Origin of the sequence: Phytopseudomonas seleniipraecipitans (assembly GCF_900102335.1) — a bacterium.
Lineage (GTDB): Bacteria > Pseudomonadota > Gammaproteobacteria > Pseudomonadales > Pseudomonadaceae > Aquipseudomonas > Aquipseudomonas seleniipraecipitans.
This window is the reverse complement of the sequence record NZ_FNBM01000001.1, coordinates 473321-488828: the sequence shown is the minus strand read 5'-3', so window position 1 is coordinate 488828 and position 15508 is coordinate 473321. Positions and strand designations below refer to the sequence as shown.

The window sequence follows — 15508 nt, the reverse complement described above, 5'->3', positions numbered from 1 at the left end:
GTGCTGCTACTCACCACTACCACAAGAAACCATTCACCTTTTGCTCTTGCTGATTACTCCGCCGTCAGGCGGGCTTTGTACTCTGCCAGTTACCGCTGAAACGCCGTTCGTGGCACCACACCGCCCAGCAGATCCGTACCAGTTTGTTGGCCAGGGCCACGGCCGCTTTGTTGTGCCCGATCCGTGCTGCCGTCTCGACTGCCCAGCGCTGTAACTGGGTCAATTTCTCCGGCGTGCGGGTTTGGCAGCGTTGCGCGGCGAGCAAGGCTGCTCGGGAGCCATGGATAAATAATGTGCGCACATAGACATTGCCTTGCCGACTGATATGGCCCAGTTTGCGGCGGTCGCCGCTGCTGAACTCTCGCGGCGTCATGCCCAGCCACGCACTGAGCTGGCGACCATTGGCAAAGCGCTCAGGTTTACCGACAGCCGCTGTCAGAGCGCTGGCCGTCAGTACGCCAATACCGCTGATTTCATCCAGCTTGCTCACCACGTCATCGTCGGCATGCCAGCGCTTGAGATGCTGTTCGCATTCCGCCATGCATTGTTCGTAGAGGTTTATTTCTGTCAGAACGATATGCAGTAGAGCGCTCAAGGGCGCGAGCTCTGGGCGGTCGACCAGCTCGTGGGCTGCTCGGATAAACGCGGCGCCAGACGCTGGGGCTTCGATACCCGCTTCGCGCAAAATACCGCGCAGCAGGTTGATGCGCTGGGTACGGCTTTTTTTCCAAGTTTCACGCAGCCCGTGCAGCTGCTGCAGCAATTGTTGCTCGTGAGTTTTCACAGGGACGGGATAAATATCCTTGCAGCGCGCCGCCTCCAGCATGGCATCGCAGTCATTACGGTCGGTCTTGTTGCGACGGCGGTAAGGCCGTACATAGCGTGGGTGCAGCAGCCTTACTTGATGGCCGAGGGACTGTGCCACACGCCCCCAGTAATGCGCCGTGCCGCAGGCCTCCATCACCCACTCGACCGGCTCGGCTTGCTCCTGTATATATCGCCTGAACGCCTCCCGGTTCAGCCGCTTGCGCTGCACCACCTTGCCGGAACGGACACTCTCGGCAACCTGGTAAACGGACTTGGCCAAATCAACAGCTATACGCTTCATCGCGGCTCTCCCAATTTCAGTCAACACCGTTTTCGGTATAGAACGGTGGTGCGAGGAGAGTCCATTACAGCATTCAAGTCGTTCGCTTCACTCACTTGGGACCGGCTAAAGCCGGCGCCTTAACCAAACGTTATGTTCTTTCCTGAAAAGCGAGGTCTGCAGCTTGAAACTAGTAAAGTTAATATCGCAATATGCGGCTCTATTTATATTTTTACTTTTACTGGGCGGATACTTTTATTGCGAATTCTTCGATCAGAATGCAGCGACTTTAATCCGGCTACGCCTAGTTGAGTTTGGAGCTTTTTTAAGTGGAGCCGGGACAGTTGCAGCGGTGTATATTGCCTATCTTGCGCTAAGCAATTGGAAACACCAATCTAAAGGTGAGTCTACTCTAAAGCGGCTGCTTGCCTGCCAAGAAAAAGTCTCGATTTTGTGCTGCGAATTTCTAGATAGAACAACCAGTTCAATGGGCGAGGAAAAAGAAGAGCTATATGAAGTCGCTTAAAGCCTAGATAGAGAACTTGCAATTTTATCTAGACAAATCCACCCGAGCGAAGAAATTCTAATTATGAAGCAATTATTATTCATGCCTAAGGTAAGAATTCGTGATTACGGAGTGCTTTGGAACGATGAAAAAGAAAAGCTTCTAGCCCTCGAAGGGGCGCTGAACAAATACATAGCAAGCCGTTAAAAAACATAACAATTGTCGCTACGCCCACTAGGACGGGCTAAAGCCCGCCTCTTAACTAAACGTCAGGTGATACTCATGAAAGCCTCACCAATGTCGCAAGCCCATAAAAACAGCTTTTTGAGCGGCAGCCAGCCTCTATGGAAAGCATTTTGGATCCTGTACTTCTTGGGAGGCTTTGCTTTTACAATCACGGCATTAACTGTATTGAAAGTTGCCTCATCCAATAGGCTGCCCTCACAAATGGCAAGCCTCATGGGTGTATCAACAGAGTATTTTTTAGTTTTGGCAATCACAGTTATTGTCAGCGCATATCTTATCTATTTTATATATTGTCTTATTTCTGTTTTACGTTGCGCAAAAAATACCGCTAGCAAATCAGCTTCACTAGCAGCAAGGTTTATTGTTATCGTAAACGCATGCTGGATTTCATACAAAATACCGACCTCGATAGCGTTACTAAATAGCTACTTTCTTAGCTAGCACGTTCTAAAGTCTAATAAATAGCTCCCGATCGTTCGCTGCGCTCACTGGGACGAACTAAGGCCCGCCCTTAACCAAACGTTATGCCTAATACGTGATGCCAAAAAAGCCGCGCACAAGTGCAAAATCCGACGCGCTTACAGGGCGCGTGCTTTCTCACAGGCCTTTCAAGTTCCCAAGCACCGCGCTCCCGCTGTCTCACTTTGTCCAACCTTCCCCGCCATGGATGCATACGATTCGCGCCTGCAAACGATTCGTAAGGACTATTCCATGCACGCGCCCTTCCCTCGCCGCCCTGTCGGCACATTGATCCGCCTGGCGACTTTATGCCTGGCCACTGGCAGCGCCCTCGCCCAGGCCGACACGGTCGAGCTGGACGATATGGTGGTGACCGCCTCCGGCTTTGCCCAGAACCTGGAGGATGCTCCGGCGTCGGTCACGGTTATCAGTGGTGATGACCTGCGCAAACGCTCGGTGCAGAACCTGGCCGATGCGGTGCGCAATGTGGAGGGCGTGGTGGTCAACGGCGGTGCCAACGAGACCGATATTCAGATCCGTGGCATGCCGGGTGATTACACGCTGATCCTGGTCGATGGCAAACGCCAGAGCGGGCGGGATTCGCGGGTCAATGGCAACCGGGGCTACGAGCAGAGCTTCGTGCCGCCGGCGGCGGCCATCGAGCGTATCGAAGTGGTGCGTGGGCCGATGTCGTCGCTGTACGGTTCGGATGCCATCGGCGGGGTGATCAATATCATCACCCGCAAGGTGTCGCCCGGGTGGGGGGGTAATGTGTCCTACGACTATTCGGCACGGCCGAACAGCGACCAAGGCAATGCCCGCAACACCCAGTTCTACCTCAATGGCCCGCTGATCAACGAGGTGCTCGGCCTGCAGGTGTGGGGTAACTACCTCGACCGCCAGGCCGATGACAACGCCGAAGCCAACGAAGGCTTCGCCAAATCCGACAACAAGAGCCTGACCGCGCGCCTGGCCCTGACGCCGAGCGAGAACCATGAATTTCTGCTCGAAGCCGGCGCCTCACGCCTGAAGAATGGCGATGGCCTGAGCGCCAACTGGTCGACTCGCGAGCAGAAGAACAGCCGTGATCACTGGTCGCTGACCCATGACGGTCGCTGGGGCTGGGCGGATTCGACGTTGTCCTTCGCCGAGGAAACCACCAGCCGCGAGGGCAAGGCGACCCCGGCGCAGGCCGACGTGTTCGGGCGCAAGCCGGAGATCCGCAACCGCGTGCTGGACGGCAAACTGGTGATTCCAACCGACTACCACGTCACCACCACCGGCGTGCAGTGGAACGAAGCCACGCTGACCGACTGGAACCAGGCCAATCGCGGCACCGCCCGCGAGCGCGAGAACGAGGAATACTCGGTGGTGCAGAAGGCCCTGTTCGCCGAAGACGAATGGTCGATCACTGACGACTTCGCCCTCACCACTGGCGTGCGCCTGGATCATCACGAGCAGTACGGCAGTCACATCAACCCACGCGTCTATGGCGTCTGGCACCTGAATAACGAGTGGACGCTGAAAGGCGGCGTGGCCCGCGGCTTCAAGGCGCCCGAACTGCGCGCAGTGATCGACGACTACGCCGTGGTGCGCCGCAACCGCTTCGTGCAGTTCGGTAATTCCAACCTCAAGCCCGAGAGCAGCACCAACTACGAGCTGAGCGCGATGTGGTCGAACCGTGACGACCTGTCGGCCGGCGCCACGCTGTTCTACAACGACTTCAAGGACAAGCTGTCCACCGTCACCACCGCCGAACAGTGGCAGGGCCTGACGGTGATGGAGCGAGTCAACGTGGACAAAGCGGTGATCCGCGGTCTGGAGTTGAGCGGCAGCTGGCAGGCACTGGCCAACGTGGCGATCAAAGGTAACTTCACCTATCTGGATTCCGAGCAGAAAAGCGGCGTCGACAAGGGCCGGCCACTGTCGCTGACCCCCAAGCGCAAGGCGAGCCTGCGTGCCGACTGGGACATCAACGACAGAACCCTGGCCTGGGCTGCGACCAACTACAGCGGCGAGGAATATGGCGCCACGCTGACCGGCCAATCGTCCCGCGCCTACACCACTGCCGACATCGGTGGCTCGTACAAGCTGACGCAGAACCTGACACTCAACTCGGCCGTCTACAACCTGGGCAACAAACGCCTTAACGACGAGGACGACGGCACGGTCAACTATGGCCGTACCTACTGGCTGGGCGCGTCGCTGGACTTCTGATCTGATGTGCTGATCGTACCCACGCTCCGCGTGGGAACGCAACCCCGGGCGCTCCGAGCCCGCTTCCGCACCTGAGTCGGACGCGGAGCGTCCTGCAAAGTCATTCCCACGCAGAGCGTGAGGAACGATCATTAGTGACTGGCAAGCACCACCTCGTCCCCTCTTTCGCCTCCGGCGTGGCGCGTTTGCTCATCTCGTCGGCCTGCCTGCCCAGGTACCAGCCGAGTGCTCCCCAGACCAATGCGCAGAGCGCACCCACGATTGCCACCAGCACTGCGCCCTGGCTGAGCATATCCAGGCCACTCTTCACCCAACCGCTAATCGCATCGCCGGCCCGATAGACGACGGTGTCGATAAAGCCCTTCGCCTTGTATTTGCTCTCGGCATCCAGCGGCGCGAAGAGCATTTCACGCCCAGGCCTGACGAAAGCGTACTCACCAATGCGCCTGACGATCATCAGCCCCGCCAACATGGCGAACGTCGGCGCCAGGGCAAGTCCGATAAAGCCCACGCAGACCAATATCGGCACGATCGCCAACAACATGCGCACACCCAGTTTCTGAGCGATACGCCCGGTGATGAACAACTGCGACAGCAAGGCGCCAGCCTGCACGATCACATCGATGATGCCGAATACGCGGATCTGCGACTCGCGGTCAGGAAAGCGCTCAGCCACCAGGCGCGCCTGCTCGAAGTACAGAAAGGTCGTCACGGTCGCGAGCAGCACCACGAAGCCGGCGATCGCCAACAGGTAAGGCGATTGCAGAACACGAGTCAGGCCGCTGAATGGATTGCCCGTCACCGGCTTGCGAGTGCTCTCCGTCAATGCAGCGCCCGGCCTGCCAGCACCGCCGACCTCCCGCCAGCGCATCAGCGGTGCCTTGAGCGCCAGGGCGATGCCGAGCAGTACGCCAGCCAGCAGCATCAACCCGGACTCGCCAACCACGCCGACCAGCAGCGCACTCATCGCCGGGCCGACCAGGCCGCCAACACTGGCGCCAGCCGCGATGAAGGCGAACAGCCGCTTGGCCTGATGCCCGTCGAACACGTCGGCCATCAAGCTCCAGGCCACCGACACCACGAACAGGTTGTAGACCGAGATCCACACGTAGAACACCCGCGCCAGCCAGACGTTGTCATCGCTTAGCTGAAACAGCCCGGCAAAGGCCAGCAGGTTCAGGCAGAAGAATCCGTAGACCCAGTCGACGAAGTGGATGCGTGGCACACGGGAGCTGAGCCAGGCGAACAGCGGCACAGCCACGAGCATGACCACAAAGGTGGCGGTGAACAGCCATTGCAGGTTCTCGATACCTGCCATGATGCCCATCGACTCACGAATGGGCCGCAGCATGAAATAGCCGGAGAACAGGCAGAAAAACAGGGCGAACCCCGCAAGTGCAGGACTCAGTTCGTGGCGTTCGGCGTTGATGGCGACGCCGAGGCGCCGCACCAGAGTTGCTGAGAGCATGATGACACTCCTGCCGCGAGGCTCAACGGTAGCTGACACCGGTCAACTGTTCGGCTACCTGCCACAGACGGGCCGCTGCTTCGGCGTCCTTCGCCGCGGCTGGTACGGTAGCCAGGCCCAGCGGCCCACGCTTCTCCTCCTCACCGATCGGTCCGTAGTAAGCACCGCCCCGCGCGTTCGGCGCAGTGGCTGCATACAGGGTCGGCAATGCGCCTTGGGCAGCGGAGTGATAGCGCTCGCGATCCTTGGCCCATTCGCGTCCAAAGTCGCTATCCAGACCTGGGCCACGCTTGATCAGCTCGGTCACGGCAACACCTGGGTGCGCGGCAATGCTCTGGATGCCCCAACCTTGCGTCTCGCTGCGGCGTTGCAGTTCGAAGGCCCACATCAGAACGGCCAGTTTGGACTGGGCATAGGATGCGTAAGGGTTGTAGGCCTGTTCGGACTGCAGATCCGCGAAGTTGATGCTGCCGCGCCCGACCGCAATGCTGGACAGCGTGACGACACGAGGGGAGTTGCTCTTGCGCAGCAGCGGCAGCACATGGCCAGTCAGGGCAAAATGTCCCAGATAGTTGGTGGCCAGTTGCAGCTCGAAGCCATCTGCTGAAGTGGCTCGCTCTGGGGGCGCCATCACGGCGGCGTTATTGATCAGGCCATCGAGGCGCGGCAAGGTCGCATTGAGGCGTTCGCCCAGCGCTTTGACCGACGCCAGATCAGCCAGATCGACCGCCTCGAACTGCACCTGGGCACCCCGAACTTCCTGCTTGATGCGGGCAATGGCTTCCTTGCCGCGCTCTGGGTTGCGTGCGGCAATCACCACCTCGGCACCAGCCGCTGCAAGGGCCTTGGCATCTTCATAGCCCATGCCGCTGGTACCGCCGGTAACGAGGAAGATACGCCCGCTCTGCGAGGGCATGTCAGCCAGGCTCCAATCCGGTTTTGGTTGACTCTGGGCGCTGGAGACACCCGTTTCCAGCATGCAACTGAGGGCGAGGCCAACGGTTGCCAGACCTTTGCGCCAGGCGGCGCTGACGGCGCTCAATGGGTTCATCTGCAGGGTTGTGTTTGTCATTGTTCGATCCTCACGTAGGTAATGATCTGACGAGCCGCTGCGAAGCGATGCGTCGACGTGAGGCATTGTTCACCCTGGAATTACCTGCGATAAGCCGTATAAAAATGGACGCTATGTACGACCATTCGTACAATCCAATTTTCTCTGCGGAGCAGCACAGCCATGCGCCAGCCCAACCTCACGGATGTCGCACTGTTTGCAGCCGTCGTGGAGGCCGGCGGCTTTCGGGTAGCGGCGCAAAAGCGTGGTATGTCGGCGTCATCGATCAGCGATTGCGTCCGCCGGCTGGAAAGCGACCTGGGCGTGCGCTTGCTCAACCGCACTACGCGCAGCGTAGTTCCGACGGATGTGGGTGCTCGGCTACTGGAGCGGCTGCGCCCTGCCCTCGACGAAATCGGCGCAGCCTTCAGCGACCTCGATGACGATGCGCTACACCCGGTCGGTACGCTACGCCTCAACGTCCCGGTGCCGATTGCCCGCTTCGTGCTGCCGCGGCTGATCCCCACCTTTCTTGAACGCTATCCCGGTGTGAGCGTGGAAGTGACGATGGACAACACCTTCATCGACGTCATCGCTGCCGGCTACGACGCGGGGGTGCGCTATGAGGAACGTGTCGCCAAGGACATGATCGCGGTGCCCATCGGGCCTCGCCGGCAGCGCTTCGTGGCAGCCGCATCGCCTGCTTATCTGCAAAAATACGGCACACCGCTGCACCCCAGAGACCTGCTCAACCACCGCTTGATCGGTCATCGCTTCGAAAGCGGCAAGCTGGGCGTGTGGGAGTTCGAAAAAGACGGTGCCGTCGTGCGTGTTCCGCCGCAAGGGCCGCTGCTCTCATCGTCCCAGGATCTTGAAGTGGGCGCCGCTATCGGTGGCGTGGGCATCATGTACACCTTCGAGGAATACCTCGGGCCACTGTTCGAGCAGGGAACGCTATTGCCGGTACTGGAAGACTGGTGGCAGGCATTCGATGGTCCCTACCTGTATTACAACGACCGCCGCCACGTGCCCTCGCCGCTCAGGGCATTCGTGGATTTTCTCAAGGCCGAAAACCAAGGCTGAGCGCATCAATGTTTGATCGTTCCCACGCTCCGCGTGGGAACTCGGCCCTGGGCGCTCCGAGCCCGCCACTGCACCCGGATTGGACGCAGAGCGTCCTGCGGAGGCATTCCCACGCGGAGCGTGAGGAACGATCGGAGCGCAGCCTGGCGGCGCAATTCAACGACCCTCCACGGGTAAACGCAACACCGCGCAAAGGCCAGCGGGCGGGCGGTTTTCCAGGGTCAGTTCGCCACCGTGGGCCTGCACGCACGCGCGGGCGATGGCCAGACCGAGGCCTAGCCCCCTCGCGCTTTTCTCCGCACTCAGTTGCACGAACGGCTCGAACACCTGATCCAGCCGTCCGGGATCGATGCCCGGCCCGTGGTCGAGGATCTCCAGGCTAATCTCGCCCGTTTCGGTACGTTCCAGGCTGATCACTGCATCACCACCGTGTTGCAAAGCGTTGTCGATCAGATTGGTAAGCGCCCGCTTCAGCGCCAGCGGTCGGCAACGACAGAAAACCTCGGGCCCCGCCTGCCAACTGACCGGCTGACCCAGGGTGCGATAACGCCGCGCCAAGTCATCGAGCAACCCGGTCAAGGACAGCCGCGCCGTCGGTTCCTGCACGGCATCGTCGCGGATGAAGTCCAGCGTCTCGGCAACCATCGCGCGTAGCTCGTCGAGGCTGTCGAGCAAGTCCTCGCGCAAGGGGCCGTCATCGAGCAACTCGAGCTGCAGGCGCAGCTCGGTCAAAGGCGTGTTGAGGTCATGGCTGAGCGCCGCGAGCATCCGCGTACGCCCTTCCACGTGCCGCGCCAGCCGCTCCTGCATCAGGTTGAAGGCCTGGCTCAGTTCCTGCGCCTCGCGCGGGCCGAACAGCGACAGCGGTGCGATGCGCTCACCCCGGCTGATGCGCTCGGTGGCCGCGGCCAGCGTCCTGAACGGGCGCACCACTCGGGCCATGAAGAACAGCAGGATCAACAGAATCGGCACGATGCTCACCGGCAAGGCGTACGCCAGCAGGCGGCTCCATTCATAGGCGCCGGATGGATGCTGCAACGCATTGAGGTACTGCCCCGACGGCAGCCTGATACTGCTGCGCAGGCGCAACGGCTCCCAGCCGGCGGGGCTCAGCACATCTTCGCGAGCGGGCCCGCCGCCGATGCGTTCGAGCTGCATGTGGATCAGATCTGCAGGAGCCTGCAGTTCATTGGCCAACTCGGCGGTCAGCCGTAACTCTTCCGGGTGCATCTCGAAGCCCGGAACATCCGCCTCGGCGGCGATCCAGAAACGCGCCTCGACGCCGCCCATCGATATCAGCAAGCGCTCGCCATCGCCCTGATTCAATTCCACAGCCGCGTGGTAAGCGGTACCAAGGCGCTCCAGTACCTGGGCACGGGACAGCGGATGCACCAAAGCGCCGGTGCGCTGCAGCAGCAGGACGGCAATAGCATGGGATGCCAGCAACGCGACGATCAGCAACACCGCCAACTGATGAACCAGCCGCTGCGGCCACAGGCGCGCCAGCAACCTCATGAGCGCGTCACCTCCGCGACCAGCATGTAACCGCCGCCCCACACGGTGCGCAGCAGGTCGTCACAACCGGCGCTGTCGGTCAGCTTGCGACGCAGGCGGCTGACCTGGCGGTCGATGGTGCGATCAAACACATCGCTGTCCGGGCGAGCCGTCAGGTCGATCAGTCGGGAGCGATCGAGCACCTGATTCGGGTGGTCGAGAAAGACCTGCAGCAAGCGCCCTTCTGCCGTGCTCAGACGGGTCGCCTGCCCGTTGCTATCACTCAGACTGCCACTGCCGCTGGCGAACGCCAGGCCGGCGAACTGATAGTGTCGCTGCACAGACTGAACCGATGGCTCGGCCGTGGCGGGCACACTGCCCAACGGGCCGCGCCGGCGCAACACGCTGTTGATGCGCGCGACCAGCTCGCGCGGCTCGAAGGGTTTGGTCAGGTAATCGTCGGCGCCCAGATCGAGCCCCCGAACGCGGTCACTGGCGGTGTCACGGGCCGTGAGCAGAATCACCGGCACGCCATTGCGCCGGTGCAAGCGGCTGCACAGTTCGAAGCCGTCGCCGTCGGGCAGCATCACATCCAGCACCACCCCATCGAACGGCTGCGCCTCGAGCAACTGCCACATGCCCTCGGCGCTTTCCGCGGTGCGCACGTCGAAGCCATGCTTGCGCAGGTAAACGGCAAGCGGCTCGCGAATCTTGCGGTGGTCATCAACCACCAGAATGCGCGGTGCGGAATGTGTAGTCGGTGGATTCATGATGGCTCGCGGCAGGCGCCGCCTGTACAGCTCGGGCTGCTTATGCAGAGGATAATCATTTGCATGCCGATAATACCCGAGAGCCCGCCTCGCTTGCAGTGACATCACACAGCGGCTTGCGGCATCGGCTGCATTTGCTGACACACGGTTTCGGCCACACGCGCCTCGGCTTATCATGCCGGCCATGATCAAAGACCCGTTCCAACGCCTGAACCTCGACCGCGAGGTGCTCAGCGTCAGCCAGCTCAACAACCGCGCACGCCTGCTGCTCGAAGATGTCTTCGGCGGCATCTGGGTCGAGGGCGAGATTTCCAACCTCGCACGGCCGGCTTCCGGGCATATCTATTTCACCCTCAAAGACAGCCAAGCCCAGGTGCGCTGTGCACTGTTCCGGCAGAACGCCGCCAAAGTGCGCCAGGCGCTGCGCGACGGGCTGGCGGTCAAGGTGCGCGGCAAGGTCTCGCTATTCGAGGGCCGTGGCGACTATCAGTTGATTCTCGACGCCGTGGAGCCCGCCGGCGATGGCGCGCTGCGCCTGGCCTTCGAGGCCTTGAAAGAGAAGCTCGGCGCTGAGGGCCTGTTCGCCGCCGAGCGCAAGAGCGCCCTGCCCGCTCACCCGCGGCGCATCGGCATCATCAGCTCGCCCACGGGTGCGGTAATTCGCGACATCATCAGCGTGTTTCGCCGCCGCGCGCCGCAGGTCGAACTAAGCCTGATTCCCACCGCCGTGCAGGGCCGCGAGGCCACAGCGCAGATCGTCCGCGCTCTGAAACTGGCCGACGCACAGGGCTTCGATGCGCTGATCCTGGCCCGTGGCGGCGGTTCGTTGGAAGACCTCTGGTGTTTCAACGAAGAGGCCGTGGCGCGCGCCGTGGATGCCTGCATCACGCCCATCGTCAGCGCAGTGGGCCATGAGACCGATGTATCGATCAGCGATTTCGTCGCCGATGTGCGCGCCCCTACGCCCTCTGCAGCGGCTGAGTTGCTGGCCCCGCACAGCGATGATCTGGTGCAGCGCGTTACCGTGCTGCAGCGCCGCCTGACGCTGGCCATCAATGGCCGCCTGGCCCGCGAGCGCATGCGCCTCGACGGCCTGACCCGGCGCATGCGCCATCCTGGCGAGCGGCTGCGTCAGCAGGCTCAGCGCCTCGACGATCTCGACATGCGCCTGCGCCGCGCCTATGCACAGCAGGTCAATCAGCGTGCCCACAAGCTGGCGCAGTTGCAGGCACGCCTGGCCGGCCAGCACCCGGGCCGTCATCTGAAGCTGCTGCGCCAGCGCCTCGACAGCCTTGCCGAACGCCTGCCCAGAGCCATGAATGAAGGCCTCAAGGCCCGCCGTCTGGCGCTACACAGCCAGATGCAGACGCTGCATGTGGTCAGCCCCTTGGCGACCCTGGGCCGCGGCTACAGCATTCTGCTCGACGACCGTGGCCGGGCGATCCGCAGCGCAGCCGCCACCCAGCCGGGGCAACGCCTCAAGGCGCGCCTGGGCGAAGGCGAACTGGACGTGCGCGTTGAAGACAACCACGTCGCGCCCGCCACACTTTCGCTGCTGGACTGAGCATCATGGCCGCCCTCCTCTCGCCCGCAGGCGGGCTCCTACACAATGCGGAGAACCCACATCCCCAGGTAGGAGCCGGCTTGCCGGCGAATGGCAGCCATACCGGGCTTTCACAGAATGCCCACGCTCACCCTGACAGAGCCCTTCTCAGGCCTCGATAAAAAGGAAAATCAATGCGCTCCCTGCTGTTTCTGCTCACCCTGTGCCTCGCCCTGCCCGCTCACGCCGAGGGCTTCATCAGCCGTCTGCTGAACAAACCAGTGCCCGGTGGCGTTGCCGTGGTCGACCTCGGCGCCTCGGCCAGTGCGCCCAGCGCTACCTACCAGGGCAAACCGGTGCTGGTGGTGCATGAAGATGGGCAGCGCTGGATCGCCATCGTCGGCATTCCGCTGAGCGTCAAACCCGGCACCCAGCAGATCGAGTCGAGCGGCCAGCGCCTGAGCTTTCAGGTGGGCAGCAAGACCTACGTCGAACAGCGCATCACCATCAAGAACCAGCAACAAGTCAACCCGAACGCCAAGAACCTCGCACGCATCGAGCGGGAACTGGCCGAACAGACCCGCGCTTACCAGCAGTTCAGCCCTCGCCAGCCGAGCAATCTGCTGTTCGACAAGCCGGTCAACGGACCGCTGTCGAGCCCGTTCGGGCTGCGCCGCTTCTTCAACGGCGAGGAACGCAACCCGCACTCAGGCCTGGATTTCGCCGCCAACCGTGGCACGCCGATCAAGGCGCCAGCAGCGGGCAAGGTGATTCTGGTGGGTGACTATTTCTTCAACGGCAAGACGGTTTTCGTTGACCACGGCCAGGGCCTGATCAGCATGTTCTGCCATCTGTCGGAGATTGGCGTGAAGGTCGGCGACGAGCTGCCACGCGGCGGCGTGCTCGGTAAGGTCGGCGCCACTGGCCGCGCAACCGGGCCGCACCTGCACTGGAACGTCAGCCTCAACGATGCACGGGTCGACCCGGCGATCTTCATCGGTGCGTTCAAGCCCTGAATCAATTCGGGGCACTGGTGTATAACGTGACGATTGCCGATGACTTCCACGAGCGCAGCGCTGTGCAGGGGGAGTCGTCTTCCCCGCCCAGCAGGAGCCACGATGATCACCGTCCACCACCTGAACAACTCGCGCTCGCAGCGCATCCTCTGGCTGCTCGAAGAACTGGGCGTGGAGTACCAGATCCAGCGTTACGACCGCGACCCCAAGACCATGCTCGCACCGCCAGAACTGCGCGCCGTGCATCCACTGGGCAAGTCACCGGTGGTCACCGACGGCGACCTGACCCTGGCTGAGTCCGGCGCGATCATCGACTACCTCGCCAACCGCTATGGCCCCGATCTGCTGCCGCCCGCAGGCAGTCCCGAGCGCCTGCGCTGCACTTACTGGCTGCACTACGCTGAAGGCTCGGCGATGCCGCCGCTGCTGCTCAAGCTGGTGTTCGACAAGGTGGAAAACAGCCCGATGCCCTTCTTCGTCAAACCGGTTGCCCGCGGCATCGCCCAGAAGGTCAAGAATGCCTTCATCACTCCACAGCTGAAGCTGCATCTGGATTATCTGGAAGGCGAGCTGGGCAAGAGCACCTGGTTCGCGGGTGAGCAATTCAGCGCTGCCGATATTCAGATGAGTTTCCCACTGGAGGCAGCCACTTCGCGAGGCGGTCTGGATGCCAGTCGCCCTCTGCTGAAGGCTTTCCTGGAACGTATCCATACCCGCCCCGCCTACCGGCGCGCGCTGGAAAAAGGCGGGGAATACGCCTACGCCAACTGAGGCCGCGGCCCGGAAAGTGCGACAGGCCTTACTGACAGGCAATCATCCAGCGCGCCGGCAGCCGCTGGGCGCAGCCCTCGCACGCGGCTGGCATCGCCCGCGCTGAAGCCCGACCGGGCTGCAACGATGCACACTTGCCCGCCTGCAGCCTGGGTTTGCTATGGTACGCGCCCGCTGCGATCCAAGCCTCGCCGCGGGCAGTCATGAAGCAAGCGAGAGAACCGATGAAAGAGCACTACCTGTCCACCGTCGAGTGGCTGCAGCACTACCCCGAATTGCACACCCTGATCAGCCTGTGCGTGCTGTTGATCGGCGCCTGGCTGGCCAACTGGATCGTCAAGCGAATTCTGGTGCGCGGCCTGTACCGTGCGCTGCGTTCGACCGCTATGGGGCAGGACAAGGCGCTGGCCGATTCCCACGTGGTGCGCCGCCTGGCCAATATCGTACCGGCACTGATCCTGGCCAGCGGCATCAAGGTGGTTCCTCACCTGCCCAGCGCCGTGGTTACCGTGGTGGACAACGTCTGCAGCGCGTTCATCATTCTGACTATCGCCCTGGCGATTGGCGGCGTGCTGAACCTGGTCAACACGCTCTACCAGCGCCGCCCCAATGCGAACCTGAAGCCGATCAAGGGCTATATCCAGGTAGTGACCATCGTCATCTACGCCATTGCCACCATCCTGATGATCGCGACGCTGATCGATCGCTCCCCGCTGATCCTGCTGTCCGGCCTGGGCGCCATGGCTGCGGTGCTGATGTTGATCTTCCAGGACACGCTGCTTTCGCTCGTCGCCAGTGTGCAGATCTCGTCGAGCGATATCGTCCGGGTGGGTGACTGGATCGAAATGCCGCAACTGAATGCCGATGGTGACGTGATCGATATCGCCCTTCACACGGTCAAGGTGCAGAACTGGGACAAGACCATCACCACCATCCCGACCAAGCGGCTGATCAGCGACCCGTTCAAGAATTATCGTGGCATGCAGGAATCCGGTGGCCGACGGATCAAGCGCGCCCTGTATCTGGACCAAACCAGCGTGCGCTTTCTCAGCCCCGAGGAAATCGCCCATCTGCAGCGTTTTCTGTTGCTCGGCCAATACCTGAGCAACAAGCAGAGCGAATTGCTGAGCTGGAACACCGAGCTGGCCGAAGCCGCCCAGGAGCCGGCCAACACGCGCCGCGTCACCAACCTCGGCACCTTCCGCGCGTATGTGGAGCATTACCTGCGCCAGCACCCGGGCATCAATCAGAACATGACGCAGATCGTTCGCCAGTTGCAGCCGACCGCCGATGGCTTGCCCCTGGAGCTGTACTGCTTCACCAACACGGTGGCGTGGGTGCCGTACGAGGGTTACCAATCGGACATCTTCGACCATCTGCTGGCGATCCTTCCGGAGTTCGGCCTGCGCGTGTTCCAGCACCCGAGCGGTGCCGATATGCGTGAACTGCGCCCCGCGCTGCACGCTCCAGAGTGATCTGGAAAAAGCGCAAGAGTGACCGGAGCAATTCAGACGCTCAAAAAATCGGATTAGCGCAATAAAAAACCACCACGGATTAGCCCTTGGTGGTTTTTACCAATTTCCAAGACAGGCTTGCCAGCTTTCCCCTCACTGGGTAGGGTTAGCCACATGAACATCTCGCAAACCCTCATCCTGCTCCGGCAACACGCCAACCTCTGCCTGGTCGCTCAGCGACTGCGTTAGGGTCTGTTGGCGTGAAGCACGTCGGCAAACCCGCTCTCCGTTAATTTCCTCTTTATCTTCTTGCATCAGTACGGCCGTTGCCGGCCTTCGCCTTC

The 15508-nt window shown here is 61.5% G+C and carries 13 protein-coding genes; 8 read left to right on the top strand and 5 right to left on the bottom strand.

The window, feature by feature from the left end:
- Nucleotides 1-64: 64 nt before the first annotated feature.
- Nucleotides 65-1108: an IS110 family RNA-guided transposase gene (locus BLS60_RS02295; protein ID WP_092364178.1), complete on the bottom strand. Its 1044-nt coding sequence runs from the start codon at nucleotides 1106-1108 to the stop codon at nucleotides 65-67.
- A gap of 163 nt (nucleotides 1109-1271) precedes the next feature.
- On the opposite strand from BLS60_RS02295, the gene BLS60_RS21240 reads away from it, so the two are divergent.
- The 3 genes from BLS60_RS21240 (at nucleotide 1272) to BLS60_RS02285 (ending at nucleotide 4514) form a co-directional block, all read left to right on the top strand.
- The gene (locus BLS60_RS21240) at nucleotides 1272-1613 is read left to right on the top strand and encodes a hypothetical protein (protein WP_143024565.1); all 342 of its coding nucleotides are present in this window, start codon (nucleotides 1272-1274) and stop codon (nucleotides 1611-1613) included.
- Nucleotides 1614-1874: 261 nt separating this feature from the next.
- A complete protein-coding gene (locus BLS60_RS21235; RefSeq protein WP_143024564.1) occupies nucleotides 1875-2279 on the top strand; it encodes a hypothetical protein in 405 nt (134 codons plus the stop codon).
- A gap of 270 nt (nucleotides 2280-2549) precedes the next feature.
- Nucleotides 2550-4514 carry a TonB-dependent receptor domain-containing protein gene (locus tag BLS60_RS02285; RefSeq protein WP_092365286.1) on the top strand — a complete coding sequence of 655 codons (1965 nt, stop codon included), beginning with the start codon at nucleotides 2550-2552 and terminating at the stop codon, nucleotides 4512-4514.
- A 100-nt stretch (nucleotides 4515-4614) separates the two neighbouring features.
- Here the strand turns inward: BLS60_RS02285 and BLS60_RS02280 are convergent, their stop codons facing one another.
- Together BLS60_RS02280 and BLS60_RS02275 are read right to left on the bottom strand one after the other, a co-directional pair.
- Nucleotides 4615-5982, bottom strand: a complete 1368-nt coding sequence (locus BLS60_RS02280) for an NTP/NDP exchange transporter (RefSeq protein WP_244153343.1) — start codon at nucleotides 5980-5982, stop codon at nucleotides 4615-4617.
- A 22-nt stretch (nucleotides 5983-6004) separates the two neighbouring features.
- Complete coding sequence (locus tag BLS60_RS02275; RefSeq protein WP_244153360.1) at nucleotides 6005-6961, bottom strand: SDR family oxidoreductase; 957 nt, start codon at nucleotides 6959-6961, stop codon at nucleotides 6005-6007.
- Between the two features lie 255 nt (nucleotides 6962-7216).
- Here BLS60_RS02275 and BLS60_RS02270 point away from each other — a divergent pair, with 255 nt between their 5' ends.
- Nucleotides 7217-8116: a LysR family transcriptional regulator gene (locus BLS60_RS02270; protein ID WP_092364169.1), complete on the top strand. Its 900-nt coding sequence runs from the start codon at nucleotides 7217-7219 to the stop codon at nucleotides 8114-8116.
- Nucleotides 8117-8272: 156 nt separating this feature from the next.
- On the opposite strand, the gene BLS60_RS02265 is transcribed toward BLS60_RS02270, so the two are convergent.
- Both BLS60_RS02265 and BLS60_RS02260 read right to left on the bottom strand, forming a co-directional pair.
- On the bottom strand, nucleotides 8273-9598 hold the full coding sequence (locus tag BLS60_RS02265) for a sensor histidine kinase (RefSeq protein WP_092365283.1): 1326 nt from the start codon (nucleotides 9596-9598) through the stop codon (nucleotides 8273-8275).
- Between the two features lie 29 nt (nucleotides 9599-9627).
- The gene (locus BLS60_RS02260; protein WP_092364166.1) at nucleotides 9628-10380 is read right to left on the bottom strand and encodes a response regulator transcription factor; all 753 of its coding nucleotides are present in this window, start codon (nucleotides 10378-10380) and stop codon (nucleotides 9628-9630) included.
- 184 nt (nucleotides 10381-10564) lie between these two features.
- On the opposite strand from BLS60_RS02260, the gene xseA reads away from it, so the two are divergent.
- The 4 genes from xseA to BLS60_RS02240 all read left to right on the top strand — a co-directional run bounded on the left by xseA (nucleotide 10565) and on the right by BLS60_RS02240 (nucleotide 15185).
- Nucleotides 10565-11944 carry an exodeoxyribonuclease VII large subunit gene (gene xseA / locus BLS60_RS02255; RefSeq protein WP_092365280.1) on the top strand — a complete coding sequence of 460 codons (1380 nt, stop codon included), beginning with the start codon at nucleotides 10565-10567 and terminating at the stop codon, nucleotides 11942-11944.
- 173 nt (nucleotides 11945-12117) lie between these two features.
- Nucleotides 12118-12939 (top strand): M23 family metallopeptidase, encoded by an 822-nt coding sequence (locus BLS60_RS02250; RefSeq protein ID WP_092364163.1) that lies wholly within the window; start codon nucleotides 12118-12120, stop codon nucleotides 12937-12939.
- 102 nt (nucleotides 12940-13041) lie between these two features.
- Entirely contained in the window at nucleotides 13042-13710 is a 669-nt protein-coding gene (locus BLS60_RS02245; protein ID WP_092364160.1) for a glutathione S-transferase, read from the top strand.
- 224 nt (nucleotides 13711-13934) lie between these two features.
- On the top strand, nucleotides 13935-15185 hold the full coding sequence (locus tag BLS60_RS02240; RefSeq protein WP_092364157.1) for a mechanosensitive ion channel family protein: 1251 nt from the start codon (nucleotides 13935-13937) through the stop codon (nucleotides 15183-15185).
- Nucleotides 15186-15508 lie beyond the last annotated feature (323 nt).

What these genes read in the sequence shown, in the direction of transcription:
- BLS60_RS02260 (WP_092364166.1), bottom strand. Translation starts at nt 10,380, where the DNA reads ATGAATCCACCGACTACACATTCCGCACCGCGCATTCTGGTGGTTGAT.
- BLS60_RS02270 (WP_092364169.1), top strand. Translation starts at nt 7,217, where the DNA reads ATGCGCCAGCCCAACCTCACGGATGTCGCACTGTTTGCAGCCGTCGTG.
- BLS60_RS02240 (WP_092364157.1), top strand. Translation starts at nt 13,935, where the DNA reads ATGAAAGAGCACTACCTGTCCACCGTCGAGTGGCTGCAGCACTACCCC.
- BLS60_RS02275 (WP_244153360.1), bottom strand. Translation starts at nt 6,961, where the DNA reads ATGCTGGAAACGGGTGTCTCCAGCGCCCAGAGTCAACCAAAACCGGAT.
- xseA (WP_092365280.1), top strand. Translation starts at nt 10,565, where the DNA reads ATGATCAAAGACCCGTTCCAACGCCTGAACCTCGACCGCGAGGTGCTC.
- BLS60_RS02250 (WP_092364163.1), top strand. Translation starts at nt 12,118, where the DNA reads ATGCGCTCCCTGCTGTTTCTGCTCACCCTGTGCCTCGCCCTGCCCGCT.
- BLS60_RS02285 (WP_092365286.1), top strand. Translation starts at nt 2,550, where the DNA reads ATGCACGCGCCCTTCCCTCGCCGCCCTGTCGGCACATTGATCCGCCTG.
- BLS60_RS02245 (WP_092364160.1), top strand. Translation starts at nt 13,042, where the DNA reads ATGATCACCGTCCACCACCTGAACAACTCGCGCTCGCAGCGCATCCTC.
- BLS60_RS02280 (WP_244153343.1), bottom strand. Translation starts at nt 5,982, where the DNA reads ATGCTCTCAGCAACTCTGGTGCGGCGCCTCGGCGTCGCCATCAACGCC.
- BLS60_RS21235 (WP_143024564.1), top strand. Translation starts at nt 1,875, where the DNA reads ATGAAAGCCTCACCAATGTCGCAAGCCCATAAAAACAGCTTTTTGAGC.
- BLS60_RS02295 (WP_092364178.1), bottom strand. Translation starts at nt 1,108, where the DNA reads ATGAAGCGTATAGCTGTTGATTTGGCCAAGTCCGTTTACCAGGTTGCC.